Genomic DNA, 26,041 nt, shown 5'->3' with positions numbered 1-26,041 from the left:
ACGCCAGACGGGGTGGCCGCTCACGGCTGACCCGGAGCCTAGGCTGGCCCCGATGTTCCCTCGAGTCACCGCCATCCTCGTCGTGCACCGCGGCGGCGACCGCCTCCGCCGCACCATTGAAGCGCTCCGCACCCAGCGCCGCACCCCCGACGCCCTCATCGTCGTCCTGAACGACGCGGATGCCGCGGCGACCGCCGACATCGAAGCCGCGGTTCCGAGCCACGTCGTCCAGCTCCCCACCAGGGTCTCCTTCGGCGAGGCCGTGCGCGCCGCCGAGCGCGTGCTGGAGGCGCCGGCGGGCGACGGCGACGCGCTCTGGCTGCTGGCAGAGGACTCGGCACCGGCGCCCGGTGCCCTCGACGCGCTCGGCGCGGTCCTCGAGACCGAGCGCTCGGTCGCCGTCGCCGGCCCGAAGCTCATGCAATGGGAGTCTCCCGACCGCATCGCTCACCTCGGGCGGTCGGTGACCCGGTTCGGGCGGACCGTCGACCTGGTCACGGACGAGCTCGACCAGGGCCAGCACGACGATCTGAGCGACGTCCTCGGGGTGGACTCGGCCGGGCTCCTCGTCCGCCACACCGTCTGGCGCGAGCTCGACGGCTTCGACCACGCGCTGCCGGTCGCCGACGACGGGCTCGACTTCTCCATCCGCGCGCGGCTGGCCGGCCACCGCGTCCGCGTCGTTCCGACCGCGCACGTCGAGGTCGCCGAATCGGGAGTCGCCGGCGTCCAGGTCGGCCGCGGCCGGGTCTCCCGTCGTGCGCGGCGGCTCGAACGCACCGCCGAGCTGCATCGCCGGCTCGTGTACGCCCCGGCGGCGCTCGTGCCCCTGCACTGGCTCAGCTTCCTCCCGCTCGCCCTCCTCCGGTCCATCCGGCTGCTCCTCGTGAAGCAGCCGGGCGCGATCGCCGGCGAGTTCGCCGCCGCGTTGCAGGCGATGGCCGGACTCGGCGGCGTCGCACGAGCTCGTCGCACGCTCCGCGCGGCGAAGACCAGCAGTTGGTCGGCGATCGCGCCCCTCCGCGTCCAGCCCGACGAGGTGCGTCGCCGACGACGCGCTGTCGCCGAGGCGCGCCGCGCCCGCGCCCGGGGACGCACGGAGGACCTCCAGTTCCTCGGCACCGGGGGAGGCTGGGTCCTGCTCGCCGCGCTCATCGCCGGCATCGCCGTCGCACCGTGGCTCCTGGGCTCGTCGGGCGTCGCCGGGGGCGCACTGCTGCCGCTGTCCGGACAGCTCGGCGAGCTGTGGGCGAACGCCGCGTACGGCTGGCGCGATCTCGGTGCGGGCTTCGTCGGCGCCGCCGACCCGTTCGCGGGGATCCTCGCGGTACTCGGCTCCATCACGTTCTGGTCGCCGTCGTACGCCATGGTGCTGCTCTGGCTCCTCGCCCTTCCCGTCGCCGCCATGGGCGCGTGGTTCACGGCATCCCGCCTCACCGAGCGACCGGCGGTGCGCGCGTTCGCGGCCTTCGCGTGGGCGGCGGCTCCGCCGTTCCTCGTCGCACTCGCCGACGGCCGGCCGGGCGCCGTGCTCGCCCACGCCCTCCTCGGCTGGCTCGCCTTCGCGATGCTCGGCGCAGCGACGAGCTGGGCCTCCGCCGCGACGGCGGGGCTGCTGTTCGCCGCCGTCGTCGCCGCCGCCCCGAGCCTGACGCCGGCGCTCCTGCTCGGGTGGATCCTCGCGCTCGCCGTCAGCGGACGCGCCGCCGTCCGATACGCGCTGCTCCCGCTGCCGGCGCTCGTGCTCGCCGCGCCGCTGATCTGGGAGCAGCTCACCCGCGGCACGCCGCTCTCGCTCGTGGCGGATCCCGGGCTGCCGGCGCCGAGCGGCATCCCGTCGGGCGGATGGCTCGCCCTGGGCTTCCCCGGCGGCTCGGACGGCGGCTGGAGCGCCGTGCTCGCCGGTGCCGGACTCGACTGGGATCCGTGGTGGCCCGCGGTCGGGCTCGCGGCCCCGCTCCTGCTGCTCGCGGCCGCTGCCGTCGCCGCGGGTCGGCGCCGGCTCCGCGCCGCCCTGCTCGCGCTCGTGTGCGCCGCTGCGGGTTTCGCGACCGCGATCGCCGCGGCCCACCTCTCCGTCGCGACGACGGGCGACGCGTCCGTCCCCGTGTGGACCGGCGGCGGGCAGAGCCTCGCCTGGCTCGGGCTCGTGACCGCCGCGGTCGTCGCCCTCGACGGCCTCCGGCGGTCGTGGGCGCCGGTGGCGGCGGTGGCCGGCCTCGCGGCGGTCGCGCTCGTGGTCCCGACCGGGATCGCGCTCGCGAGCGGAGCCGCACTGGTCGAGCCTGCCCCCGACCGCGAGCTGCCGGCGCTTGTTGTCGCCGAGGTCGCCGACGACCCCAGGGTGACGACGCTGCGGATGGCGCCGCTCGAGGACGGCGGCCTGCGTGCGTGGCTCGAGCACGGCGCCGGGACCACGCTCGACGACCAGTCGACGCTCGATGCCACGCGACCCGAACTCACGGACGACGAGGTCGAACTCGCCGAGCTGGCCGGTAACCTCGCGTCGCGCAGCGGCTTCGACGCCGAGGCGGCGGTGAGCCGGTTCGGCACGACGTTCGTCCTGCTCGGACCCGCCGGTGCCGACGACCGGCGCGCGATGGCCACCGAGGAACGCGCTCGCGCCGCGCTCGACGGCAATGCGTCGCTCATCCCGGTCGGCGAGACGGACTTCGGCGTACTCTGGCGATTCCGCGACGCGCCGTCGCCCGCCCCCGCCGCCGCCATCCCAGCCGACGCGGGCGGGGCCGCCGCCACCTTCTGGACGGTGCTCCAGCTGGTGGTGCTCGGCGCGACCCTCCTGCTGTCGATCCCGACCGGAGCCGGCCGGGAGGCCGACCGACGCCCCGTCCGCGCGCCGCGTCCGCGACAGCCGCGACGTGCGCGCCGGCGGCCGGGTGACGACGCGACGGTGGCAGCGAAGTCGGATGCCGCGGTCGAGTCGGATGCCGCGGCGGACGGCGACGGCGCCGTCGAGACGGATGCCCCGGAGGAGCCGGATGCCGCGGCGGAGGGCGATGGCCGGGCGGCCGCGGCCGGGCCGGACCCTGATTCCGATCACGATCACGATCCCGATCCCGATCACCCGTCCGACCCGAAGGGAGCCGACCGTGGCTAGCCGCATCCTGCTCTCCGCAGGGACCCGCACGCTCGCGGGCGTCGCCGCCCTGGCCGCCGGTGGCGCGCTCGTCGCAACCGGGCTCCTGGTGCCATGGCCGGAACATCGGGCGGAGCCGTCGTCTGTCGTCGTCGAGCCGGCCGAAGCGCAGGAGGTGCGGGTCTGCCCGGGCCCCGTGCTGGCCCTCGCCGACGACGCCGCGTCGGCCACGACGGCCACGTCGTTCGGCGGCACGACGCTCGTGACCCAGGTCGAACCGGCGAGCGGACTGGTCGAGGAGGTGCCGGTCGAGGCCCCGGAGAACCCCGATGCCGACGCCGACGGCGGGCCGGTCGCGCTCGTGGCCGAACCGGGAGCGGTGGACGCGGGCCTCCTCGCCGGGACGCAGGCGCAGGTCGCCGACACGGAGACGATCTCGGGTCTCGCCGTCGCCTCATGCGCCGAAGCCGTCGCGGAGTCCTGGCTCGTCGGCGGATCGACGGCGCTCGGCCGGGTCACGCTCGTGCTCCTCGCCAATCCCTCGGATGTCGCGGCGACGGTCGACCTCCGGATCTCGGGCGAGGCGGGGCCCGTGGACGCGCCGTCGGCGCTCGGGATCCGGGTCCCGCCGCACCAGCAGCGCGTCGTGTCGCTCGCCGGGCTCGCCCCCGACCTCAGCGCCCCGGTGGTGCACGTGGTCGCGACGGGCGGACGGATCGCCGCGAGCCTGCAGCAGACGTCGATCGACGGCCTCGTGCCCGCGGGCGCCGACCTGGTCGGGGCTGCCGCGGCTCCGGCCCGCACCCAGGTGATCCCGGGCGTGCTCGTGGCCGAGGCCGGCGGTGCCGCCGTCGGCGAGGACCATCTCGACGGCGACGCCTTCCCCGCGCTCCGCCTGTTCGCGCCGGGGGAGGAACCCGTCGAGGCCGCGGTCGAGGTGCAGGGTGCCGGAGGCGGCGCGGGGACGACGTTCGACGTCCGCCTGGTGCCCGGCCAGGTCACCGAGGTGCCGCTCGGCGAACTGCGCGCGGGCGAGTACACCGTCGCGATCGACGCCGATGCGCCCGTCGTCGCTGCGGCGCGCACGAGCGTCGCCCCGGTCCCGGCGAGCGGTGACACGCGGTCGGTCGGCGACCCCGGCGACTTCGCCTGGTTCACCGCGACCTCCCCGCTGATCGGCGACACCGCCATCGCGGTCGCAGACGCTCCCTCGCCGACCCTGCATCTCGTGAATCCGGGGGATGCCGCGGTCGCCGCGGTCCTCGTCACCGGCGGGTCCGAACGTACCGTCGAGGTCCCGGCCGGCGGCAGAGCCTCGATCGGGCTCACCGCGGGCGACGGGGTCACCCTGCGGGAGGCGGCCGGCCTGCACGGCGCCGTCGCCTACGACGGGGGGCGGGTCATCGCGTCGGCGCCGGTCGAGCCGCCGGGTCCGACGGATGCGCCGATCCGCGTCTTCCCGCACTGATCGCATCGCGGCTCGGCCGCGGCTCGGTCATGGCCCTGCTCTTCCGACCGGTGGGCCGGGCGCGGCTGCTCCGGGTCAGAGGTGCCGGTACCGGCCGGGCGCGAGCTCCCACGGATCCTTGCCGAGGAGGTCGGCGACGGCGCGATAAACGCAGGACTCGACCAGGAGCTTCTCGTCGCGATCCTCGCCCTCCTGGAGCCGGAGGAACCGCACGATCGGCAGGCGGTAGAACGTGATGCGCCGTTCGTCGTGGAAGACCTTCCAGCGGTCGACGTGGTCGTCGTGGATGGCCTCGGCGGGTCCTTGTGCCACCTCGAACACCACGCCTTCGAGCTCGGGCCACAGGCCGCGGAGGTACGAGGCGGTCGTCGCGACCGTCAGGTCGAACTCATCGACGCGCGTGCGCAGCAGCGGCAGGTGCGGCCCGGTGACGGGCGAGCGGAGTCCGCGGCCGTGCCGATCGTGGGCGAGGCGCCTGGGCGACCTCGGCGTGGACGCGACACGGCGTGGGCGAGGCATGCGATCCATCGTAATGTCCGCGACCGTCGCTAATCTGTTCGGTGCCATGAGACGCTGTTCGCGCACCGCATGCACCGCCGAGGCGGTGGCGACGCTCACCTACGACTACGCCGACTCGCTCGCCGTGCTGGGCCCGCTCGCGCCCCGCCCCGAGCCGCACGGGTACGACCTGTGCGCCCGCCACGCCGAGCGCACGTCGGCGCCCCGCGGGTGGCAGGTCGTGCGGCACCTGCCGCTCGGTGAGGTAGGTTTCACAGCGTGAATTCGACCGACTCCACTCCCAGCCGTTCCCCGCTCGACGCCGTCGTCAAGGCCTACGACGTCCGGGGCATCGTCGGCGAGGGGCTCACCGACGAGATCGTCGCGGCCCTCGGGGCCGGGTTCGTCGACGAGGTCGGCGCGGCCGGCGGCCGCATCGTCGTCGGCCACGACATGCGCGAATCCTCGCCGGGGTTCGCCGCGGCCTTCGCCCGTGGCGCGACCGCTCGTGGCGCCGACGTCGTCGCGATCGGGCTGTGCTCGACCGACGAGAGCTACTTCGCCTCCGGGTCGCTCGACGCGCCGGCGGCGATGTTCACGGCGAGCCACAACCCTGCGGCGTACAACGGCATCAAGTTCTCCCGCGCGGGAGCCCAGGGCATCTCGCTCGACACGGGGCTCGCCGCGATCCGCGACCGCGCGGCCGCCTATCTCGAGTCCGGCATCGAGCGCGTCGCGGAGCCCGGTGCCGTCATGGAGGCCGACGTGCTCGGCGACTACGCCGCGTACCTCCGCTCCCTCGTCGACCTGTCCTCGATCCGGCCGCTGAAGGTCGTCGTCGACGCCGGCAACGGCATGGGCGGGCTGACGGTGCCGGCGGTGCTCGGCGAGGCCGCCGGCCTGCCCGGCCTCCCGCTCGAGATCGTGCCCCTCTACTTCGAGCTCGACGGCACGTTCCCCAACCACGAGGCGAATCCGCTCGAGCCGGCGAACCTGGTCGACCTCCAGCGCGCGGTCGTCGAGCACGGCGCCGACTTGGGCCTGGCCTTCGACGGTGACGCCGACCGCTGCTTCGTCGTCGACGAGCGCGGCGGCGCCGTGAACCCGTCGGCCGTCGCGGCGATCGTGGCGCTTCGCGAGATCGCGCGGGTGCGCGCGGCCGGAGAGGCCGACGTGAGCGTCATCCACAACCTCATCACGTCGCAGGCCGTGCCCGAGGCCATCGAGCGGGCCGGTGCGACGCCGGTGCGCACGCGTGTCGGCCACTCGCTCATCAAAGACCGAATGAAGGAGACCGGCGCGGTCTTCGGCGGCGAGCACTCGGCGCACTACTACTTCCGCGACTTCTGGGGCGCCGATAACGGCATGCTCGCGGCCATGCACGTGCTCGCCGAGTTCGGCGCGCACGACGAGCCGCTCTCCGAGCTGTCGCGGCGCTACACGCCGTACGTGATGTCGGGCGAGATCAACTCGACCGTCGACGACGTGCCTGCGGCGTACACGCGCATCGTCGAGGCGTTCACCGGACGCGCCGAGTTCGAGGAGTTCGACGGCCTGACCGTGACGGGCATCACCGGGCAGGACGAGCCGTTCTGGTGGTTCAACGTCCGCCCCTCCAACACGGAGCCGCTGCTGCGGCTGAACGCCGAGGGCGCGGATGAGGCGACCATGGTCCGCGTCCGCGACGAGGTCCTGGCGCTCATTCGCGGCTGACCCCCGGCGCGCGGCCTGCGAGAATAGGGCCATGACCACGCTGCCCGCGACATCCGCCCTGCCCTTCAAGGTCGCCGACCTCTCGCTCGCCGAGGCCGGGCGACACCAGCTGCGGCTGGCCGAGAACGAGATGCCGGGGCTCATGGCGCTCCGCGCGGAGTTCGGCGAGTCCCAGCCGCTCGCGGGCGCGCGCATCGCGGGCAGCCTGCACATGACGGTGCAGACCGCGGTGCTCATCGAGACCCTCGTCGCGCTCGGCGCGCAGGTGCGCTGGGCGAGCTGCAACATCTTCTCCACGCAGGACGAGGCGGCCGCCGCGATCGTGGTCGGTCCCGACGGCACGGTCGACGAGCCTCGCGGTGTCCCGGTCTTCGCCTGGAAGGGCGAATCGCTCGAGGAGTACTGGTGGTGCACCGACCGCATCTTCGACTGGTCGGCCGAGGCTGCGGCGGCGGGCGCCGACTGGATCGGCCCGAACATGATCCTCGACGACGGCGGCGACGCCACCCTGCTCGTGCACGAGGGCGTGCGGTTCGAAGCGGCCGGTCAGGTGCCTGAGGCGGATGCCTCGGCCAGCCACGAGTACCGCGTGGTGCTCGACACGCTCCGCCGTTCGCTCGAGCTCTCGCCCGATCGCTGGACCCGCATCGCCGCCGAGATCCGTGGTGTCACCGAGGAGACGACGACCGGTGTGCACCGTCTGTACGAGCTGCACGCCGAGGGCGGCCTCCGCTTCCCGGCCATCAACGTCAACGACTCCGTCACGAAGTCGAAGTTCGACAACAAGTACGGCATCCGGCACTCCCTGCCCGACGGGCTGAACCGCGCGACCGACGTGCTCATGGGCGGCAAGGTCGCCTTCGTCTGCGGCTACGGCGACGTCGGCAAGGGCGCCGCGGAGGCGCTGCGCGGCCAGGGTGCACGCGTCATCGTCAGCGAGATCGACCCGATCAACGCCCTGCAGGCCGCGATGGACGGCTACCAGGTGTCGCGTCTGGAGTCGGTGATCGGCGAGGTCGACATCCTCGTGACCGGCACGGGCAACAAGGACGTCGTGCGACTCGAGCACCTCCTGGGGCTCAAACACCTCGCGGTGGTCGCGAACGTCGGCCACTTCGACAACGAGATCGACATGGCCGCCCTCGAATCGCTCGAGGGAGCGGAACGCGTCGAGATCAAGCCGCAGGTGCACGAGTGGCGGCTGCCGACCGGGCGCAGCGTCCTGATCCTCTCGGAGGGACGTCTGATGAACCTCGGCAACGCCACTGGCCACCCGTCGTTCGTCATGTCCAACTCGTTCACCAACCAGGTGCTCGCCCAGATCGAGCTCTGGACGCGGCCCGAGGCCTACCCGGTGGGCGTGTACGTGCTGCCGAAGCACCTCGACGAGAAGGTCGCGCGCCTGCACCTCGACGCGCTCGGCGTCGAGCTCACGGTGCTCACGCCCGAGCAGGCCGCGTACATCGGCGTCCCCGTCGAGGGTCCGTACAAGGTCGACCACTACCGCTACTGAGCGACCCCGGTCGCGCACGCGACCGGAACACGAGGGGATGTCCCGCCCGGGCATCCCCTCAGGCGTCGGATCGAACGGGGAAGCCGACGGGCCGAGCGTCGAGCACGGGAGCGAGCGCCTCGAGCCGCTCGCGCTCGAGGCGGAGGGCGGTGAGGTCCCGCTCGCGGCGGAGGGCGACCACGCCGGCGAGGAAGAGCTCGGCCGGCACCTGGGGAACCGGCTCGACGTACGGGGCGACCTCAGCGGCGAGGGACTCCGCAACGCGCGCCCGGCTCGCGGGGACGAGGTGACCGGCGGTCCGGAAGAACGAGGCGACTCGCCGCTCGAGGGGGTCGGGCAGGCGTCCGACGTCGGCGACGACGGCCCAGCTCGCAAGTGCCGTCGGCACGCCGAAGGTCTGGGTCACCACCCGGGGAGCCCGCTCCACCTGGGCGTGCGTGCCGGCCAGGACGTCGCCGAGCCGCTTCGACGACGGGGTGAGGAACCCGACCAGGACGGCGAGTCCGCCGAACGTCAGATAGATCTCGAGGACGCCGGTGAGGGCGCGGACGAACGCGTGCCGGAAGCCCGTCGCCCCGCCGTCGTCGCGAACCACGCGGAGGCCGAGCGCGAGCTTGCCGAGGGAGCGGCCGCGCGTCGCGGTCTCGATGGCGGTCGGCACTACCACCAGCACGACCACGAGGCTCGTGATCGCAACGGCACGGACGGCCGCCTCATCGAGGGAGAGGTTGAGGAGGGCGAGCGCGACACCGGCGAGCAGCGCCACGCTCAGCAGCACATCGATGGCCGTGCCACCGCCGCGGATGAGGGCGCTCGCGGGCCGGACGTCGAGCGCTACGGCCTCGCCGGTGACGAGCGGATCGTCGGCGCCGGCGGTGGCGAACCGGTCGCGGGGCGCGGGCTCGGACATGGCTAGTATTCAAGCAGATGGACCTCGACGCGATCGCCTCCGCCCGCCACGACGAATGGCAGCGCCTCGACGCGCTCGGGAGGTCGAAACGGCGCCTCACCGGTGCCGAAGCCGACGAGCTGATCGAGCGCTACCAGGCCGCGGCATCCGATCTCTCGCTCATCCAGACGACGGCGGGCTCGACCCCGCTCGGCGACCGCCTCTCGATCTCGCTCGCGCGCGCCAGGCTCCGCTTCACCGGTGCCCCAGAGAACCCGATGGTGCTGCTCACGCGGTTCGCGGTGCAGTCGTTGCCCGCCGCGCTGTACCGGCTCCGCTGGCTCACGCTGGCGGTGGCTGCGGCGACAGTGCTGATCTCGGGGCTCGTCGCGTGGTGGCTCAGCGCAGACCCGCGCGCGCTCGCGAGCCTCGGCTCCGAGGCCGACCTCCGCCAGCTCGCCGACGAAGGGTTCGTCGCCTACTACTCGGAGCACCCGGCCGCCTCGTTCGCGGGCTCGGTGTGGACGAACAACGCGTGGATCGCCGCCCAGTGCATCGCCTTCGGCATCACGGGGGTCTGGGTGCCGTACGTCATCATGCAGAACGCGGTCGGCCTCGGAAGCACGGCAGCCGTCATGTTCGCCCACGACCAGGCCGACGCGTTCTTCCTCTACATCGCCCCGCACGGCCTGCTCGAGCTCACCTGCGTGTTCGTCGCGGCCGCGGCCGGGCTCCGGATCTTCTGGGCCTGGATCGCACCTGGCCCGCGAAGCCGCGGCCAAGCGCTCGCGGAGGACGCGCGCGCCCTCTTCGGCGTGGCGATCGGGCTGGTGTTCTTCCTGTTCGTCTCCGGCATCATCGAAGGGTTCGTGACGCCGGCGCCCTGGCCGTGGGCGGTGAAGATCGGCATCGGCGCGCTCGCCCTCGCGGGCTTCCTCGCGTACATGCTGGTGCTCGGCCGCCGTGCCGCTTCGGAGGGCGCGACCGGTGACCTCGACGAGGCCGACGCCGGCGCCCGGCGCATCGTGGCCGGCTGACCGGCTGACCATCACTCTCCGCGCCGGCTGCTCGCCGGAGCCGCGCGCGGCTCGGCGGCCCGGCCGAAGGGCGGCGCCGACTCAGAGGCGGCCAGCGGCCTTCAGCTCGAGGTACCGGTCGGCAAGGGCCGGCGGCAATTGCGCCGGCGGCGCGCTGACCACATCGGCGCCGAGCCGGCGGATCGCGGCCGCCACCCGATCGGCGTCGATGAGCGCCCGCTCGGCGGCCGCCGCCCGGTACACCTCGGCCAGCTCGTCGCGGCGGCGGCTGGCTTCCACCACATCCGGGTCGGTGACCGAGGCGACGAGGACCGTGTGCCGCGCCGTCAGCTGCGGAAGCATCGCGAGCAGCCCTCTGGCGTTGCCGGGGGAGTCCACGCCCGTGAGCAGGACGACGAGCGCGTGCCGGCTCGTGAGACGGCGCACCTGCCCCGGAACGGCGGCCCAGTCGGCCTCGATGAGCTCGGCGTCGATCGTGGCCATGGCGTCGACCATGCGGGCGAGCAGATCGCCGGCGCTCGCCCCGTGCACCCGGCCGCGGACCCGGCGATCCCACGCGAGGAAGTCGACCCGGTCGCCCGCGTGCGCCGCGAGCGCGGCCAGAAGCAGCGCCGACTCGAACGCCGTGTCGAGGCGCGGCTCGTCGCCGACCCGCGCCGCGGCGGTGCGCGAGGTGTCGACGACGATCACGATCCGGCGGTCGCGCTCGGGCCGCCACGTGCGCACCATCAGCTTCGACGACCCGGGCGCCTCGGGGTCGGGGCGCCGCGCCGTGGCTCGCCAGTCGATCGAGCGCACGTCGTCGCCCCGCACGTATTCGCGGATCGAGTCGAACTCCGTGCCCTGGCCGCGCACGAGCAGCGGCGTGCGGCCGTCGAGCTCGCGGAGCCTCGTCAACCGCGACGGCAGGTGCACGCGGGACGCGAACGGCGGCAGCACGCGCACCCGCCCCGGTGCCGCGAGCGTCGCCTGGCGCAGCCACAGACCGAGCGGCCCCGCCGAGCGGATCGTGACGTCCGCGACCCGGCGGTCCCCGCGGCGCCAGGGCGTCAGGCGGAGGGTCATCCGTCGCCGTTCGCCCGGCGGGACGACGAGCCGGCCGCGGCCCGCGCCCGACGCGCCCGCCGAGGGCTGCCACGCGTCCCGTACGCTCGCGCGGAGCGTGCGCGAGCCCAGGTTCGCCACGAGGAGCGACGCGCTGACGCTCTCTCCGAGCCGGACGCGCTCGGGCAGCTCGCGCGACAGGCCCACCTGCCGCGGCGACGCGGCGAGCGAGAGGTCCACCGCCCCGGCGCCGACGGCCACGAGCAGCCACCCGAGCAGAGCGAGCCACGCCGCTCCCGGGCCGGCGAACACCCCGGCGAGCACCACGGGGACCACCCCCGCGGCGACGAGCCACACGAACCGACCGGTCACCGCCATCTCAGAGCGGCACCTGCACCTGCTGCATGATGCCGCGCAGCACCTGGTCGACCGAGACGCCCTCGAGCTCGGCCTCGGGGCGCAGTTGCACGCGGTGCCGCCACACGGGCAGGAGCATCGCCTGCACGTGGTCGGGGATGAGGGAGTCGTATCCGGTGAGCCAGGCCCACGCCTTCGACGCGGTGAGCAGCCCCGCGACCCCGCGCGGGCTCACCCCGAGCCGGAGGGACGGGCTCACGCGCGTGGCGCGGGCGAGGTCGACGAGGTAGGCGAGCACGTCGTCGGTCACGCCGACCCTGGCCGCCGCGGCCCGCGCCGCGGCGAGCTCAGGGGCCCCGATCACGGGCTCGACACCGGCCGCAGCCAGGTCGTGCGGGTCGAACCCGTCGGCGTGGCGGCGCAGCATGGCCACCTCGGCGGTGCGTTCGGGGACCTCGAGCACGAGCTTCAGCAGGAACCGGTCGAGCTGCGCCTCCGGCAGCGCGTAAGTGCCCTCGTACTCGATGGGGTTCTGCGTCGCCGCGACGAGGAACGGCTCGGGCAGCGGGCGGGTCACGCCGTCGGCGGAGACCTGGCGCTCCTCCATCGCCTCGAGCAGCGCCGACTGCGTCTTGGGCGGCGTCCGGTTGATCTCGTCCGCGAGCAGGATGTTCGTGAACACCGGCCCCTCCCGGAAGGCGAACTCGCCCGTCCGCGGATCGTAGGCGAGCGAACCGGTGACATCGCCGGGCATGAGGTCGGGGGTGAACTGCACGCGGCGCGTCTCGAGCCGGAGGGTGCGGCTGAGGGTGCGCACCAGCAGGGTCTTCGCCACGCCGGGCACGCCCTCGAGCAGCACGTGGCCGTGGGAGAGCAACGCGATGATGAGGCCCGTCACCGCGCCGTCCTGCCCGACGACGGCCTTGCCGACCTCGGTGCGCACCCGGTCGAGCGCCCCCCGGAGCTCGTCGTCGGTCGGGGTCTGATCGGTCATGGTCGCCTTCCTGTCGGGTCATCTCGTTCGGGACGGTCGCGGTGCGTGCCCGGCGGCGCGGCGCCTCGCCGCTCGCCGCCGCGGGCCGGCCGGAGGGTCTCGTGGACGTCGTGCTCGAGCTGCTCGAGCGCTCGGGCGAGCGCCACCAGTTGCGCATCGCCCTCGGGCGGGTGGTCGACGAGCAGGCTCCGGATGGAACGCACGTCGGTGCCGGTCGCGGCGGCCGCTGCACCGGCGACCTCGTCGACGTTCGCAGCGCGGGGCAGGCGCAGGGTCGCCGCGAGCCGGCGGATCGTCCCCATCCGCAGCTGGTCGAGGGCGTGCTCCCGCGCCGAGGAGGCGGCGTACAGGCGGCCGCGGCCGACGGCCGACTCACCGGCCGGCACGTGCACGGGGAGGTCTTCGACGACGAGGCGACCGAAGCGCCGGCCCCGCCAGATCCCGGCGGCGACGGTGACGAGTGCAGCGAGGACGAGGACCGGGCTCACCCACTCCGGCGTCAGTTCGCCGAGCGTCGGGCCGCCGGGCCCGGCGTCCGCCGGCCCCGGGAGATACCACACGAGGCGCCGCTCGGAGCCGGTCACCCCCAGCGCGAGCGCGGCGTTGCCGGCCTCGTCGACGGTGGCGTTGGCGAAGCTCGCCTCCGTGCCGACGAACACCAGTTCGCCACCGTCGGCGCCGGGGCCTGCGACGACGGCGAAGCCGTGCTCCTCGTCGGGGAAGCAGCCGACCCACCCGCCGTCGGCCGCGTCGGAATCGATCGAGAAGAGGCGCTGCTCGCCCGAGAGGGCGCCGGCGCGCTCGGCCGGTCCGAAGTCGCATCGCGCGTCGTCGAGGTCGCCGAGCGCGGCGCCGGCGTGCCGGACGCCGGGGGCGAGCGCATCGAGGATCTCGAACCCGGGTGCCACGACGACGAGCCGGTCGGAAGCCTCGGCCAGTTCGAGCGCCTGCTCGCGACCGAGGTACCCGGCGGCGTCGTAGAGGAGGATGCTCGACCCGGCACCGGCCTCGTCGACGGCTCGCTCGAGGCTGCGCGCCTCGACGACCTCGACGCCCTGCGCGCGGAGCACCTGGACGAGCGCCTTGGCGCCCACCGGCGTCGCATCGGAGGCGCCGAGCGGCGTGCCGCCTCCGCCGCCGATGCCCCGAAGCGCGAGAAGGATGCCACCGCCGACGAGCAGCAGCACGGCGAGCACGACCCGGGTGCGCCCGCGTCGCAGCCGGGCACGGATGGTCGGCGTGCGGGAGGCCGCGGGAGCCGCGGTCGCCACGCCGCTCACGCGACTGCCCCCGCCGTCGCGGCGGGCACCGGCGTCGCCGCGGCGAGGTCGCGATCCAGCGCGGCGAGTGCGCGCGCCTCCTCGATCGTGCCCGGGCGGCCGAGGTAGCGCACGGCGTCGAACGCGTCGGCCGCGCTCTGGAGCCGGGAGGCGTGGCCGGGGAAGCCGGGCGCCGCGCTGGCGGCGAAGCCGTGGGCCGTGGTGCCCGGGTGGGCGCGGACGAGCTCGCGGTCGACCAGCGCCCTGACCACCGCGCGGAAGCGCTCCTCGATCGCGAGGCCGTAGTCGCCGGCGGCCTCGGCGGCATCCGCAGCCCGGCGGAGCTCGGCGAGCGAGCGCGTGTCGGCGTCGTCGAACAGCGGTGCCCGGCCGCCGCCGCCCCGTCGGCGGCGCAGCCGCGGGACGCCGAACACGAGGATCCCGACGACCACCAGCACCACGACGAGCAGCACGGCGAGGACGGGCAGGATGCCGCCCGGGAGACCGACGCCGCCCTGGAACAGGCCGATCAGCCAGTCGCGGACCGCCTGCGCCGCGAGGTCGAACCACGTCGGCTCGGCCTCCCGGTATTCGGGGCGGGAGAGCTCGTCGAGCAGCCACCGGCGCGCCTCGGGAGCGTCGGGGTCGACGGGGATGTCGCTCACGCGCACGCGATCAGCGCACCGGGCCGGCGTACGGGGCGGCCGGAGGCGGCGGGGTGGGCACCGGGGCGGCCGTCGGCCGTTCGGCCGGCGCCGCGTAGGGGTCGCCCACGGGCAGCCCGGCGTCGCGCCGCTCGACGTGGCGCTGCAGGTCGAGATCGAGCCCTTCCTTGCGCATGCGCAGGTCGATCGCGATGAGTGCGACGAGCCCGGCCTGCACGACGGTGGTGATCGCGCCGATGACGATCGAGATGAGCAGGGTCACCGCGTAGACGACGACCAGCACGACTGCGGCGGTGCCCGAGCTGCCGGTCGGGTCGAGCAGCCCGCCGAGGATGCCGCCGATGAAGGCCAGCGGCTGCGTGACGACCTGGGAGGCGAAGCTCAGGATGACGCTCACGAGCGCGAGGGTGCCGAACGTGCGCCAGAAATAGCCGTCGGTGAGCTGCCAGGAACGCCGCACCGCCGAGCCGATGCCCCGGCCCTCGAGCACGATGACGCTCGGCACGAGCGCCAGCTTCGTGCCGAGCCACGCCCACAGCACCAGGACGCCCAGCGCACCGAGGATCACGAGGAGCACGGAGACCAGTGCGCCCACGGGCCCGCCCACCAGGATGCCGGTCACCACGACGGCGATGCCGGCTCCCACGGCGACGCCCACCGCCAGGGCCACCAGGGCCGTCCAGCCGAGCAGCGGCCAGATCCGGGTCGCGGCGCGCCGCCAGAGCGCTCCGAACCGAAGGCGTTCGCCGAGGGTGCCGCTCGCCACCTCCACGACCATGACGCCCTGCAGGAAGGCCCCGCCCACCAGTGTCACGGCGATCGGGATGAGCATCGCGACCAGCAGCGCCGCGATCGAGCCGGTCAGCACGGCGTCCTGATCGTCGGCGCCGGCCTGAGCGGTGCGCGCAGCGAGGACGAGCGCGAGCGGCACGAACACCGCCGCGGTCAGCAGCACCGAGGCGAGCTGCACGAGCAGTCCGCTGCCGAAGGTCGGCGCCGGGTTGCGGCGAAGCGTGCGGAACGGCGCCCAGAGGATGGTGCCGAATCCGAGCGGATGCAGCGGGATGAGGCCGGGCTTCGGCGGCGGCGCCCAGCCTTGCGGCGCCGGCGCCGGCGCCTGCTGCCAGCCGGGCGGCGGCGGAGGGGGCGCCTGCTCCCAGCCGGGCGGGGGCGGCGGGGGAGCAGGGGGAAGCATCGGGTCGCGGGCCCCGTCGGGGGCCTGCCAAGCTCGATCGGACACGCGCCGTCCACTCCTTCCGCCGGTGCTGCCATGCTCGCACATCCGCGTGCCGGCGAGGCATCCTCTCCCCACCGGACCATCGCTCCGGCGCAACCGACGACGGGCTCCGGCGCCTCCGAGCGGCGAGCGACTACGCTGGGAGCCGATCACCACGGCCGCGCCCAGGCGGCCACGAGCGGGAACGAACCGATGACTGCACGCGTACTCGTCGTCGACGACGACACGGCCCTGGCCGAGATGATCGGCATCGTCCTGCGCACGGAGGGGTTCGACCCGGTGTTCTGCGCCGACGGGGCGGGTGCCCTGCAGGCGTTCCGCGACACCCGGCCCGACCTGGTGCTGCTCGACCTCATGCTGCCGGGCATGGACGGCATCGAGGTGTGCGGGCGGATCCGCGCGGAGTCGGGCACCCCCATCATAATGCTGACGGCGAAGTCCGACACCACCGATGTCGTGAAGGGCCTCGAGTCGGGCGCCGACGACTACATGGTGAAGCCCTTCAACCCGAAGGAGCTGGTCGCGCGCATCCGCACGCGGCTCCGCCCGGCACCCGACCCCGTCGTCGAGACGATCGCCATCGGCGACCTCGTCATCGATGCGGCCGGCCACGAGGTGCGCCGCGGCGACCAGCGCATCAACCTCACGCCGCTCGAGTTCGACCTCCTCCTCGCGCTGGCGTCCAAGCCGCAGCAGGTCTTCACGCGCGAGATGCTGCTCGAGCAGGTGTGGGGCTACCACTACAAGGCCGATACCCGGCTGGTGAACGTGCACGTCCAGCGGCTCCGCGCGAAGGTCGAGCACGACCCCGACAACCCGCGCATCGTGCAGACGGTGCGGGGCGTCGGCTACCGCGCCGGCGCGACCACCTAGGCCGCGGCATGGCGGGCGAGGCATCCGCGGTGCCGGGCGGCGTGGCCGACGGCGTGCGTCGTCGCCTCACCGCGGCCGGTGGACGCATCGGCGCGCTGTGGCGTCGCTCGCTGCAGTTCCGCACGGTGCTGATCACCATCGGGCTCTCCGGTCTCGCGATCCTCGTCATCGGGCTCTACATCACCTTCAGCATCGCCTCGAACCTGTTCGAGTCGAAGCTCGAGTCGGCGCTCGTCGCCTCCAACAACGCGGCGAAGGAGGCGCAGACCCTCCTCGATTCCTCGGACGCCGCCGACCGCGCCGCGCTCCAGCTCGTGATGGAGCGCGTGTTCGCGACCGTGCAGACCGTCTCGGGCAGCTCGTCGATCGCCCTGTTCCGCGAACCCGGCCAGGCGCCGAACGAACTCGCTCCGCAGGACCAGCTGGCCCCGTCGATGTCGGGCCTCGTGAGTCCCGAGCTCCGCGCGAGCGTGCAGGAGGACCGCGACGGGCAGTACTGGCAGTCGGTCGAGCTCGGCGGCGCGGCCGGCGGCGACGGCGAGCCCGGCGTGGTGGTCGGCACCGACCTCGCGGTGCCCGGCGCGGGCACCTACGAGCTGTACATCGGCTACAGCTTCGCCGACGCCGAGGCGACGCTCGCGTTCATGCAGGTCATCGGCATCATCGGGGCCATCGCCCTCCTCGTGCTGCTCGCCGCGATCACCCTCCTCGTCGTGCGGTGGGTCATCGAGCCCGTCCGGACCGTCGCTGCGACGAGCCGGCGGCTGGCGGCCGGTGACCTCGGCGTCCGGATGCCGGAGCAGGGCGAGGACGAGCTCGCGACCCTCGCGGCGAGCTTCAACGGCATGGCCGACACGCTGCAGGCGCGGATCCGGGAGCTCGCCGAGCTGTCGGTGATGCAGCAGCGATTCGTGTCGGATGTCTCGCACGAGCTCCGCACGCCGCTCACGACCATCCGGCTCGCGGGCGACGTGCTCTACGGCCAGCGCGAGGAGTTCCCCGGGCCGACGTCGCGAACCGTCGAGCTCCTGCACACCCAGACCGAGCGGTTCGAGCGCCTGCTCGCGGACCTGCTCGAGATCAGCCGGTACGACGCCGGCTCGGTCGAGCTCGTGACCGAGCCGACGAACCTCGTCCATCTGGCCGGCGACGCGATCGAGTCGATGCACGAGCTGGCGCGGGAGCACGGCAGCGAGCTCCGCCTCGTCGCTCCGGGCGGGCACCTCGACGCCGAGGTCGACCCACGACGTATCCGCCGGATCGTGCGGAACCTGCTCGGCAACGCGATCGAGCACGGCGAGGGCCGGCCGATCGTCGTCTCGGTCGACAGCGACGCGGGGGCGGTGGCGCTGAGCGTGCGGGACTACGGGCTCGGGATGACGGAGGGCGAGGCCGCGCGGGTGTTCGACCGCTTCTGGCGCGCGGATCCGAGTCGTACGAGGACGATCGGCGGCACGGGGCTCGGCCTCGCGATCTCCCTCGAAGACGCGATCGCGCACGGCGGAGCGCTCGAGGTGTGGTCGAAGCCCGGGGCGGGCACGGTGTTCCGCCTCACCGTGCCGCGGGTCGCCGGGCGTCCGATCACCGGCTCACCGCTCCCGCTGGAGCCGGTCGACCCGGAGGCCGACGAGCCGGGGGAGTCGCCCTCTCCACGGCTCGACACCCAGAGTGTGGAGGTGCGGGATGCGTAGGCGCATCGCGGCGGCATCCATCGCGATCATCGCCGCCCTGCTGGCGGGGTGCGCGAGCATCCCGAGCTCGGGCGGTGTGCACCGCGGCGAGCCGCGGACCCAGCCCGAGACGCTGGATCTCGAACTGCTGGCCTCCGGTCCGACGGGCGGGGAGACGCAGGAGGAGATCCTGCGGGGGTTCATCGACGCCGCGACCGACGCGCGCAACAACTACGAGATCGCCCGCGAGTTCCTGACGCCGGCCTTCTCCGCCGAGTGGCGGGCCGACGAATCGGCGACGATCGACCAGTTCAGCGCGCGGGACTACGAGGCGACGGGTCCGCAGGCCATCCGGCTCGAGGTCGTCCCGACGGCATCGCTCGGGCCGAACGGCAGGTACGCGATCGCGCCGTCCACCGCTCAGATCCCGCTCGACTACTCGTTCGAGCAGGTCGAGGGCGAGTGGCGCATCTCGGGGGCCCCGGACGGCATCCTCATCGACTCGTCGAACTTCACGCGGGCGTTCCGCGCGCACGCGCTGACCTTCCTCGACCCCACCGAGCGCTGGGCGGTGCCCGACGTCCGGTGGTTCGCGGGGCGCGACACGGTGCAGACCAAGATCGTGCGGGCCCTGCTCGCGGGGCCCGCCGAGTGGCTGGATCCCGGTGTCACGACCGCGTTCCCCGACGGCGCCAGGCTCGAGGCCGACGCGGTGCCGGTGACGAACACGACGGCCGGCGTCGATCTCGTGGATGCCCCGGCTGAGGATGCCCGCACGGTCCAGCTCATGCGCTTCCAGCTCGAGGAGAGCCTGCGCGGCGTCCGCGGCGTCGGCGACGTGCGGCTGTCGCTGAACGGCGTCGAGCAGGGCTCGGACGAGATCCCGAACGAGCCGGGGGTCGACCCCCTCGTGCCGGCGCGCCCCGTGGTCTTCGATGGCGAGGCGTTCGGGCACCTGAGCGCATCCGGGGAGACGGTGACCCCGATCGAGGGGCTGAGCGAGCGCGTCGTGCCGCTCGCCCCGAGCGGCGCCTCCGTCGGGCCGGGCGCCGAGCAGGCCGCGCTCCGCACCGCCGACGGCGTCGTGCTGGTGGGTCCGGGCGACGATCAGGTGCTCCTCGACCCGCGTGGCGACCTCATCGTGCCGGCGATCGACGGGTACGGGGTGGTGTGGTCGGTTCCGCGGTCCTCGCCGGACCAGCTGACGGTCTACGCCCCGGACGGCACTCCCGTGCAGCTCGCCGTGCCGTGGACCGGCACGGCCATCGCGGCGCTCCAGGTCTCGCGCGACACGACCCGGGTGGTCGCGCTCCTCGCCGACGGTGCGCGCACGAGGTTCGTCGCCGCCTCCGTCGTGCGCGACGGCGACGGCGTGCCCGTCGAGCTCGGGAAGGTCACCCTCGAGCTCGCCGACGTCGACGGGGTGCCGCTCGACATCGCGTGGCTCGACGACCGCACCGTGGCGAGCCTGACCTCGGTGAGCGACGGGACGCGCGTGCTCACGCAGACGATCGGCGGCGGCCTCGACTCCACCCGGCCCGGTCCGGTCGACGGTGCGGAACTCGGCGGCGGGAACAGCCTCGGCGATCTGCGGGTCCGCACCGCGTCGGGAGACCTCGAGACGCGGTCCGGCCTCGGCTGGCAGGTGCAGGCCTCCGGCATCCTGCTGATCGCCGCGCAGCAGCCGGACTGACGCTCGCTCCTCCACCGCCCCGCACGCCGGCGATCGGTCCACGGATGCCTCGCCGCGGCCGGTGCCGCCCCGGCCGCGCTGCCACGCTCGGAGCATGCCGCCCGCCGGTCGTCTGCTCCGCCTCGCCGCCGCGGCGGCGGCCGACGCACTCGCGCTCGCCGTGCCCGTCGACTGCGCGGGCTGCGGCGCGCCCGACCGAGCCGTCTGCGCCGCCTGCCTCCAGGACCTGACGCCCGCGCCGCGCCGGGTCGAGCGGGCCGGCCTGTCCACCTGGGCGGCGCTGGAGTACGGCGGGACCGTGGCACGCGTCATCGGCGCCGTGAAGGACGGCGGCCGCACCGACGCGGCCGCGCCGCTGGCGGCGGCCATGGGGTGCGCGATCCGTGCCGCGCTCGCCGCGGTCGACGCGCGGGACCCCGGTGACGCGGCGCCCGCCGGCGACGCGCGGTCGACCCGTCCGGCCGGCATCGAGCTCTGCGACATCCCGTCGACCGGCGCTGCACTCCGGGCTCGCGGGTACCGCCCGGTGCCGATGCTGCTCGGCGCCTGCGGACTCCGGGCGGCGCCCGTGCTGCGACTCGTCCGCGACCGCGCGGATCAGGCCGGGCTGGGCGTCGATGCGCGACGGGCGAACGCGGCCGGCGGTCTGGCTGCGCGGCACCCGCTGGCCGACCGCCGGTTCCTCGTCGTCGACGATGTGATGACGACGGGTTCGACGCTCGCCGAGGCGGTCCGGGCGATCCGGGCCGCGGGCGGTGCGGTGGTCGGCGCCGCGGTCGTCGCGGAGACGCCGAAGCGGGTCCGGAGCGCCACGGCGACGTCGGCGACGGGCCGGGAAACTCTCCGTGACTTCTCGGGGGATCGGGCGTACGGTGTCAGGACAGGCGTGGTCGATCCACCCTTCAGAACCGGGTGACACGCCGGTGGATGGAGGTCGTCATGGAACTGAACATCGTCGGACGAAACCTGGGGGTCACCGACCGATTCCGCGCCTACGTCGCCGAGAAGGCCGAGAAGGTCACCCATCTCGCCGAGCGCGCGATCTCCCTCGACGTGAAGCTCACGCGGCACAGCGAGAAGAACGGCAACCCAGGTCCCGATCGCGTCGAGCTCACGCTCGTCGGCCGGGGTCCCGTCGTGCGAGCCGAGGCCGACGGCTCAGACAAGTACGCGGCGTTCGATGTCGCGCTCGGGCGGCTGCTCGAGCGCATCCGACGGGCGAAGGACCGCCGGAAGCTCCACCGCGGCGGATCGCGGCGTCCGACCTCGCTCCGCGAGGCGGCGGACGACGGATTCAGCGGCGTCGGCGTGCAGGCCGCCGGCGTCGACGTCCTCGAGGCCGTCCGCACCGGGAGCATCCCGGTCGTCGCCGACGAGCGGCCGCGAGACGATGAGGAGGACGAGGCGTACAGCCCCGTCGTCATCCGCCGGAAGGTGTTCGCGTCCACGCCCATGACCGTCGACGACGCGCTCTACTACATGGAGCTCGTCGGCCACGACTTCTACCTGTTCGTCGACGCCGAGACGGGTCGGCCGAGCGTCGTGTACCGCCGCAAGGGCTGGGATTACGGCCTCATCGGCCTCGACGAGCACGCCGAGACCTCGGGCGAGGCGTCCGCGGCCCGCGAGCGCGCGAGCGCCTGACCGCACGACCGCCGGACCCGGCGGGAGCGCCCGTCCCGGGTGCTCCCGCCGGGGCTCCTGCCAGCCTGCTGCCCGCTAGCATGGCTACTATGTCCGTCTGCAGGCGGCATGCGGCGTGCCCGGCTCCCCGAGGCCCGCGCGCCCGACGATGACAGGAGAGCATTCGTGGCTTCGATTCTGGAAAAGGTCCTCCGCGTCGGCGAGGGCCGAACCCTGAAGCGGCTCGAGAATTACGCCAAGGCCATCAACGCGCTCGAGGACGACTTCCGCGATCTCACCGACGAGGAGCTGAAGCACGAGACCGTCGAGCTGCGCGAGCGCTACGGCAACGGCGAGTCGCTCGACGACCTGCTGCCCGAGGCGTTCGCCGCCGTCCGCGAGGCGAGCCGGCGCACCCTCGGCCTGCGGCACTTCGACGTGCAGCTCATGGGCGGCGCGGCCCTGCACCTCGGCAACATCGCCGAGATGAAGACCGGTGAGGGCAAGACGCTCGTGGCGACGACCGCCGCGTACCTGAACGCGCTGACCAGCCGCGGTGTGCACGTCGTCACGGTCAACGACTTCCTCGCGAGCTACCAGTCCGAGCTCATGGGCCGCGTCTACCGCGCGCTCGGCATGACGACCGGATGCATCGTGGCCGGACAGACGCCGGCGCAGCGCCGCGAGCAGTACGCCGCCGACATCACCTACGGCACGAACAACGAGTTCGGATTCGACTACCTGCGCGACAACATGGCCTGGCAGGCCAGCGACATGGTCCAGCGCGGTCACTACTTCGCCATCGTCGACGAGGTCGACTCGATCCTCATCGACGAGGCCCGCACCCCGCTCATCATCTCGGGCCCCGCCTCCGGAGAGGCGAACCGCTGGTTCACCGAGTTCGCGAGACTCGCCCAGCGCCTCGTGCCCGGCGAAGACTACGAGGTCGACGAGAAGAAGCGCACCGTCGGCGTGCTCGAGCCCGGCATCGCGAAGGTCGAGGACTACCTCGGCATCGACAACCTCTACGAGTCGGCGAACACCCCGCTCATCTCCTTCCTCAACAACTCCATCAAGGCCAAGGCCCTGTTCAAGCGCGACAAGGACTACGTCGTGATGAACGGCGAGGTGCTCATCGTCGACGAGCACACCGGCCGCATCCTGATGGGCCGTCGCTACAACGAAGGCATCCATCAGGCGATCGAGGCGAAGGAGGGCGTGCAGGTCAAGGCCGAGAACCAGACCCTCGCCACCGTGACCCTGCAGAACTATTTCCGTCTCTACGACAAGCTGTCGGGCATGACCGGTACCGCCGAGACCGAGGCCGCCGAGTTCATGTCGACGTACAAGCTCGGGGTCGTGCCTATCCCGACGAACAAGCCGATGGTCCGCATCGATCAGCCCGACCTCGTCTACAAGAACGAGGAGTCGAAGTTCGCCCAGGTGGTGGAAGACATCGTCGAGCGGCACCAGAAGGGCCAGCCCGTGCTCGTCGGCACGACGAGCGTGGAGAAGAGCGAGTACCTCTCGCGACTGCTCGCCAAGAAGGGTGTCCGGCACGAGGTCCTGAACGCGAAGAACCACGCGCGCGAGGCCGCGATCGTCGCGCAGGCGGGCCGGCTCGGCGCCGTCACCGTCGCGACGAACATGGCCGGCCGCGGCACCGACATCATGCTGGGCGGCAACGCCGAGTTCATGGCGGTGCAGCGCATGCACGAGAAGGGGCTCTCGCCGGTCGACACGCCCGACGAGTACGAGGCCGAGTGGGATGCCGTGTTCGAGGCGACCAAGGCCGAGGTCGACCAGGAGGCCGAGAAGGTGCTCGCCGCCGGAGGCCTCTACGTGCTCGGCACCGAGCGGCACGAGTCGCGCCGCATCGACAACCAGCTCCGCGGCCGCTCGGGCCGCCAGGGAGACCCCGGCGAGAGCCGGTTCTACCTGTCGCTCACCGACGACCTCATGCGCCTCTTCAACGCCGGCGCGGCGGAGAGCCTCATGGCCCGCGGCGTGCCCGACGACGTGGCGATCGAGTCGAAGGTCGTCACCCGGGCCATCCGGTCGGCGCAGTCGCAGGTCGAGGCGCGCAACGCCGAGATCCGCAAGAACGTGCTGAAGTACGACGACGTGCTGAACCGTCAGCGCGAGGCCATCTACGCCGACCGCCGTCACATCCTCGAGGGCGACGACCTCCACGGGCGCACGCAGCAGTTCCTCGAGGACGTCATCGACGAGGTGCTCGACGAGCACACGGCCGAGGGCAACCCCGACGAGTGGGACTTCGACGCCCTGTGGACCGAGCTGAAGACGCTCTACCCGATCGGCATCACGATCGACGAGGTCGTCGCGGAGGCGGGCGAGAAGGGCCGGGTCAACCGCGACTTCATCCGCCGCGAGATCATCTCCGACGCCAAGCTCGCCTACCAGCGCCGCGAGGAGCAGCTCGGCAGCCCGGCCATGCGGGAGCTCGAGCGCCGGGTCGTGCTCTCGGTCATCGACCGTCGCTGGCGCGACCACCTCTACGAGATGGACTACCTGAAGGACGGCATCGGCCTGCGGGCGATGGCGCAGCGCGACCCGCTGGTCGAATACCAGCGCGAGGGCTACGCGATGTTCCAGCAGATGATGGGCTCGATCCGCGAGGAGACCGTCGGGTTCCTCTTCAACCTCGAGGTCGAAGTGGCGCCCACCGGAGGTGCCGCACCGACCATCGAAGCCAAGGGGCTCGGCCGGCAGGAAGCCCCCGCGGACAAGCTCAGCTACTCGGCGCCGAGCGATTCGGGCGGTGTCGAGGTGCGCAACCAGCGTGGACAGGTGCAGCAGGCGGCGACCCAGCGAGCGCGCCGCGCGGTCGCCGAGGCGCAGTCGCAGCAGCAGCCCGCCCCGCAGCAGCGCGGTGCGTTCGGGCAGGCGACGGATGCCCCGGCCGGCCCGGCGCCGCAGAACCGCGCGGAGCGCCGCGCGCAGGAGAAGCGCGGCCGCTGACCGCTCGCGCACCAGAACGGGGTCGCATCGCCATGGGCGGTGCGACCCCGTTCCGTCGGTGGTCGTGTGGCGGGAGGTGCGTGCGGTCGCGCGTGAACGCGAGCCACCCGTCCGAAGGCGGCCGGCCGGCGGGGCTCAGAGCACGCTGATGACGCTCGCGCGCCAGCGCGCGTCGAGGCCTTCGAGTCGGATGGCGACAGCTCGGGAACGCTGCCGCTGGTGCACCATGACGACCGCTTCGACGACGCCGTCGGCCGGTTCGCTGCGGTGGATGTTGCCGATGGTGAAGACCGGGCGCTGGGCGCTGGCACCGCGCGCACGCCGCGACCGTGCGGCGAGCACCACGCGCTTCTGCAGGCTTCGGTACACGTCATCGGTCACCCACCGCGCCAGCTGCTCGAGGTCGCGTGCCCCGGCCAGCGCCTCGAGCACGCAGTGAGTGAGGTTCTTCAGCACGACCTCGGGGTCGGGCAGCTCGCTGCGACTCGAACGCTGGCGCGCGAAGTACTCGTCATCGTCGACGCGGTAGCGGGGGAACGGGGCGCGTTCGGCACGCGCGGCCGGCAGAGCGGTCATCGTCAGGCTCCTGTAGGGGGAGGAGGGACGCGGGGTTCGGGCCCGCAAGACCACCCCCCGAACGGGGGACTCAGGGTGGTCCTGGACTGGACGGTACTGCCCGCTCCGTTTCTCTGTCAAGGAGTTTCGCCACCTGTGGAGAACGCGGTCGTCCTCGGGGATGCTCCCGGTAGCGTCGCTGCATGCGGTGGGACCTCCTCTTCGACGATCTCGGGCGTTAATACGTCGCATCTACGGGTAGGCACTGACGCGCGCATCCGCTGCGGGTCTATGCTCGGCCGCATGAGACAGAACCCGTGGAGCGTGGCCCTCGGCATCGTCGGTGTCCTCGGGCTCGTCGTCGCGGTGATCGCGTACTTCATCGCTCAGGGCATGGGCCTCGACGGGATGACGGTGCTGTCGTTCTCCACGTGGCTTGCCCAGTTTGCTGGCTTCGCGCTCGTCGCGTACATGCTGTTCGAGGCGTTCGCCTGGTGGCACAGTGAGCGCCGGCGCGCCGACGACGCCGCGGATGCTCGGCAGAGGGTGAAGGAATCGCCGCGCACGTAGGCTCGGAGGGTGAAGGTCTCTGCCCACATCCGCCCGACGTCGACGACCGAGCTCACCGCGACCGGCGAGGATCTCCCGTCGGCGCGCGCCCAGTTCGAAGCGCTCATCCCACCCGGGCATGAACTCATCCGGGCGCATGACCAGAAGCTGAAGGCCGGCGGCGTCGAGGTGCACGGCCTGATCCGTCCCGACCGCACGGAACCCATCGAGGCGGACGGCCCCACCTATGAGGCCGCGGTCGCGGCGCTGCAGGCGAAGGTGCCGGACGGGTATCAGCTGTTGGGTATCACGATCGTGTCGTAGG

22 protein-coding genes are annotated in these 26,041 nt (G+C 73.4%); 14 read left to right on the top strand and 8 right to left on the bottom strand.

What is annotated here, in order from left to right; all coding sequences use genetic code 11:
- The first annotated feature begins 52 nt into the window (after positions 1 to 52).
- Together ABIQ69_RS11715 and ABIQ69_RS11710 are read left to right on the top strand one after the other, a co-directional pair.
- On the top strand, positions 53 to 3,118 hold the full coding sequence (locus ABIQ69_RS11715) for a glycosyltransferase (protein ID WP_350347298.1): 3,066 nt from the start codon (positions 53 to 55) through the stop codon (positions 3,116 to 3,118).
- The gene (locus tag ABIQ69_RS11710) at positions 3,111 to 4,565 is read left to right on the top strand and encodes a DUF5719 family protein (protein WP_350347297.1); all 1,455 of its coding nucleotides are present in this window, start codon (positions 3,111 to 3,113) and stop codon (positions 4,563 to 4,565) included. The genes ABIQ69_RS11715 and ABIQ69_RS11710 overlap by 8 nt, the downstream gene beginning before the upstream one ends.
- Before the next feature lie 75 nt (positions 4,566 to 4,640).
- Here the strand turns inward: ABIQ69_RS11710 and ABIQ69_RS11705 are convergent, their stop codons facing one another.
- A complete protein-coding gene (locus ABIQ69_RS11705; protein ID WP_350347296.1) occupies positions 4,641 to 5,084 on the bottom strand; it encodes a hypothetical protein in 444 nt (147 codons plus the stop codon).
- A gap of 13 nt (positions 5,085 to 5,097) precedes the next feature.
- Here ABIQ69_RS11705 and ABIQ69_RS11700 point away from each other — a divergent pair, with 13 nt between their 5' ends.
- The 3 genes from ABIQ69_RS11700 to ahcY are packed head-to-tail and all read left to right on the top strand — an operon-like array spanning position 5,098 to position 8,289.
- A complete protein-coding gene (locus ABIQ69_RS11700; protein WP_350347295.1) occupies positions 5,098 to 5,346 on the top strand; it encodes a DUF3499 family protein in 249 nt (82 codons plus the stop codon).
- Positions 5,343 to 6,776, top strand: coding sequence for a phosphomannomutase/phosphoglucomutase (locus tag ABIQ69_RS11695; RefSeq protein WP_350347294.1), 1,434 nt, complete (start codon positions 5,343 to 5,345; stop codon positions 6,774 to 6,776). The genes ABIQ69_RS11700 and ABIQ69_RS11695 overlap by 4 nt, the downstream gene beginning before the upstream one ends.
- A 31-nt stretch (positions 6,777 to 6,807) precedes the next feature.
- Entirely contained in the window at positions 6,808 to 8,289 is a 1,482-nt protein-coding gene (ahcY, locus tag ABIQ69_RS11690; RefSeq protein WP_350347293.1) for an adenosylhomocysteinase, read from the top strand.
- Between the two features lie 58 nt (positions 8,290 to 8,347).
- Here the strand turns inward: ahcY and ABIQ69_RS11685 are convergent, their stop codons facing one another.
- On the bottom strand, positions 8,348 to 9,199 hold the full coding sequence (locus tag ABIQ69_RS11685; protein ID WP_350347292.1) for an RDD family protein: 852 nt from the start codon (positions 9,197 to 9,199) through the stop codon (positions 8,348 to 8,350).
- A 17-nt stretch (positions 9,200 to 9,216) separates the two neighbouring features.
- Here ABIQ69_RS11685 and ABIQ69_RS11680 point away from each other — a divergent pair, with 17 nt between their 5' ends.
- Positions 9,217 to 10,215 carry a stage II sporulation protein M gene (locus tag ABIQ69_RS11680; RefSeq protein WP_350347291.1) on the top strand — a complete coding sequence of 333 codons (999 nt, stop codon included), beginning with the start codon at positions 9,217 to 9,219 and terminating at the stop codon, positions 10,213 to 10,215.
- Between the two features lie 81 nt (positions 10,216 to 10,296).
- On the opposite strand, the gene ABIQ69_RS11675 is transcribed toward ABIQ69_RS11680, so the two are convergent.
- From ABIQ69_RS11675 to ABIQ69_RS11655, 5 genes are read right to left on the bottom strand one after another with little or no spacing between them, the layout of a single operon-like run.
- Positions 10,297 to 11,637, bottom strand: coding sequence for a DUF58 domain-containing protein (locus ABIQ69_RS11675; RefSeq protein ID WP_350347290.1), 1,341 nt, complete (start codon positions 11,635 to 11,637; stop codon positions 10,297 to 10,299).
- Position 11,638: 1 nt separating this feature from the next.
- Positions 11,639 to 12,610, bottom strand: coding sequence for a MoxR family ATPase (locus ABIQ69_RS11670; RefSeq protein ID WP_350347289.1), 972 nt, complete (start codon positions 12,608 to 12,610; stop codon positions 11,639 to 11,641).
- Entirely contained in the window at positions 12,607 to 13,881 is a 1,275-nt protein-coding gene (locus ABIQ69_RS11665) for a DUF4350 domain-containing protein (RefSeq protein ID WP_350347288.1), read from the bottom strand. The genes ABIQ69_RS11670 and ABIQ69_RS11665 overlap by 4 nt, the downstream gene beginning before the upstream one ends.
- Positions 13,882 to 13,886: 5 nt before the next feature.
- Entirely contained in the window at positions 13,887 to 14,534 is a 648-nt protein-coding gene (locus tag ABIQ69_RS11660) for a DUF4129 domain-containing protein (protein WP_350347287.1), read from the bottom strand.
- Between the two features lie 10 nt (positions 14,535 to 14,544).
- Positions 14,545 to 15,774: a glycerophosphoryl diester phosphodiesterase membrane domain-containing protein gene (locus tag ABIQ69_RS11655; RefSeq protein ID WP_350347286.1), complete on the bottom strand. Its 1,230-nt coding sequence runs from the start codon at positions 15,772 to 15,774 to the stop codon at positions 14,545 to 14,547.
- 189 nt (positions 15,775 to 15,963) lie between these two features.
- Between ABIQ69_RS11655 and mtrA the strand changes: the two genes are divergently transcribed.
- The 6 genes from mtrA to secA all read left to right on the top strand — a co-directional run bounded on the left by mtrA (position 15,964) and on the right by secA (position 24,612).
- A complete protein-coding gene (gene mtrA, locus ABIQ69_RS11650) occupies positions 15,964 to 16,644 on the top strand; it encodes an MtrAB system response regulator MtrA (protein ID WP_350347285.1) in 681 nt (226 codons plus the stop codon).
- 8 nt (positions 16,645 to 16,652) lie between these two features.
- The gene (gene mtrB / locus ABIQ69_RS11645; RefSeq protein WP_350347284.1) at positions 16,653 to 18,335 is read left to right on the top strand and encodes an MtrAB system histidine kinase MtrB; all 1,683 of its coding nucleotides are present in this window, start codon (positions 16,653 to 16,655) and stop codon (positions 18,333 to 18,335) included.
- Complete coding sequence (locus ABIQ69_RS11640; protein WP_350347283.1) at positions 18,328 to 20,007, top strand: GerMN domain-containing protein; 1,680 nt, start codon at positions 18,328 to 18,330, stop codon at positions 20,005 to 20,007. The genes mtrB and ABIQ69_RS11640 overlap by 8 nt, the downstream gene beginning before the upstream one ends.
- 94 nt (positions 20,008 to 20,101) lie before the next feature.
- Positions 20,102 to 20,923 (top strand): phosphoribosyltransferase family protein, encoded by an 822-nt coding sequence (locus tag ABIQ69_RS11635; protein ID WP_350347282.1) that lies wholly within the window; start codon positions 20,102 to 20,104, stop codon positions 20,921 to 20,923.
- 23 nt (positions 20,924 to 20,946) lie between these two features.
- Positions 20,947 to 21,651 (top strand): ribosome-associated translation inhibitor RaiA, encoded by a 705-nt coding sequence (gene raiA / locus ABIQ69_RS11630; RefSeq protein ID WP_350347281.1) that lies wholly within the window; start codon positions 20,947 to 20,949, stop codon positions 21,649 to 21,651.
- 165 nt (positions 21,652 to 21,816) lie between these two features.
- Complete coding sequence (secA, locus tag ABIQ69_RS11625) at positions 21,817 to 24,612, top strand: preprotein translocase subunit SecA (RefSeq protein WP_350347280.1); 2,796 nt, start codon at positions 21,817 to 21,819, stop codon at positions 24,610 to 24,612.
- Positions 24,613 to 24,747: 135 nt separating this feature from the next.
- Here the strand turns inward: secA and ABIQ69_RS11620 are convergent, their stop codons facing one another.
- Positions 24,748 to 25,188 (bottom strand): Rv3235 family protein, encoded by a 441-nt coding sequence (locus ABIQ69_RS11620; RefSeq protein WP_350347279.1) that lies wholly within the window; start codon positions 25,186 to 25,188, stop codon positions 24,748 to 24,750.
- A gap of 282 nt (positions 25,189 to 25,470) precedes the next feature.
- Here ABIQ69_RS11620 and ABIQ69_RS11615 point away from each other — a divergent pair, with 282 nt between their 5' ends.
- Both ABIQ69_RS11615 and ABIQ69_RS11610 read left to right on the top strand, forming a co-directional pair.
- Positions 25,471 to 25,737 carry a hypothetical protein gene (locus tag ABIQ69_RS11615; RefSeq protein WP_350347278.1) on the top strand — a complete coding sequence of 89 codons (267 nt, stop codon included), beginning with the start codon at positions 25,471 to 25,473 and terminating at the stop codon, positions 25,735 to 25,737.
- Between the two features lie 9 nt (positions 25,738 to 25,746).
- Positions 25,747 to 26,040, top strand: coding sequence for a hypothetical protein (locus tag ABIQ69_RS11610; RefSeq protein ID WP_350347277.1), 294 nt, complete (start codon positions 25,747 to 25,749; stop codon positions 26,038 to 26,040).
- Position 26,041 lies beyond the last annotated feature (1 nt).

The sequence above is a fragment of the Agromyces sp. G08B096 genome, from assembly GCF_040267705.1.
Lineage (GTDB): Bacteria > Actinomycetota > Actinomycetes > Actinomycetales > Microbacteriaceae > Agromyces.
The sequence above is the reverse complement of the archived record's forward strand: the minus strand, read 5'-3'. Positions and strand labels throughout refer to the sequence as shown.

Excerpts from the sequence above, each read along its gene's own strand:
- mtrA (WP_350347285.1), top strand. The coding sequence starts at position 15,964 with ATGACTGCACGCGTACTCGTCGTCGACGACGACACGGCCCTGGCCGAG.
- ABIQ69_RS11640 (WP_350347283.1), top strand. The coding sequence starts at position 18,328 with ATGCGTAGGCGCATCGCGGCGGCATCCATCGCGATCATCGCCGCCCTG.
- ABIQ69_RS11685 (WP_350347292.1), bottom strand. The coding sequence starts at position 9,199 with ATGTCCGAGCCCGCGCCCCGCGACCGGTTCGCCACCGCCGGCGCCGAC.
- ABIQ69_RS11700 (WP_350347295.1), top strand. The coding sequence starts at position 5,098 with ATGTCCGCGACCGTCGCTAATCTGTTCGGTGCCATGAGACGCTGTTCG.
- ABIQ69_RS11715 (WP_350347298.1), top strand. The coding sequence starts at position 53 with ATGTTCCCTCGAGTCACCGCCATCCTCGTCGTGCACCGCGGCGGCGAC.
- ABIQ69_RS11615 (WP_350347278.1), top strand. The coding sequence starts at position 25,471 with ATGAGACAGAACCCGTGGAGCGTGGCCCTCGGCATCGTCGGTGTCCTC.
- ABIQ69_RS11675 (WP_350347290.1), bottom strand. The coding sequence starts at position 11,637 with ATGGCGGTGACCGGTCGGTTCGTGTGGCTCGTCGCCGCGGGGGTGGTC.
- raiA (WP_350347281.1), top strand. The coding sequence starts at position 20,947 with ATGGAACTGAACATCGTCGGACGAAACCTGGGGGTCACCGACCGATTC.
- ABIQ69_RS11680 (WP_350347291.1), top strand. The coding sequence starts at position 9,217 with ATGGACCTCGACGCGATCGCCTCCGCCCGCCACGACGAATGGCAGCGC.
- ABIQ69_RS11620 (WP_350347279.1), bottom strand. The coding sequence starts at position 25,188 with ATGACCGCTCTGCCGGCCGCGCGTGCCGAACGCGCCCCGTTCCCCCGC.
- mtrB (WP_350347284.1), top strand. The coding sequence starts at position 16,653 with ATGGCGGGCGAGGCATCCGCGGTGCCGGGCGGCGTGGCCGACGGCGTG.
- ABIQ69_RS11705 (WP_350347296.1), bottom strand. The coding sequence starts at position 5,084 with ATGCCTCGCCCACGCCGTGTCGCGTCCACGCCGAGGTCGCCCAGGCGC.
- ahcY (WP_350347293.1), top strand. The coding sequence starts at position 6,808 with ATGACCACGCTGCCCGCGACATCCGCCCTGCCCTTCAAGGTCGCCGAC.
- ABIQ69_RS11635 (WP_350347282.1), top strand. The coding sequence starts at position 20,102 with ATGCCGCCCGCCGGTCGTCTGCTCCGCCTCGCCGCCGCGGCGGCGGCC.
- ABIQ69_RS11670 (WP_350347289.1), bottom strand. The coding sequence starts at position 12,610 with ATGACCGATCAGACCCCGACCGACGACGAGCTCCGGGGGGCGCTCGAC.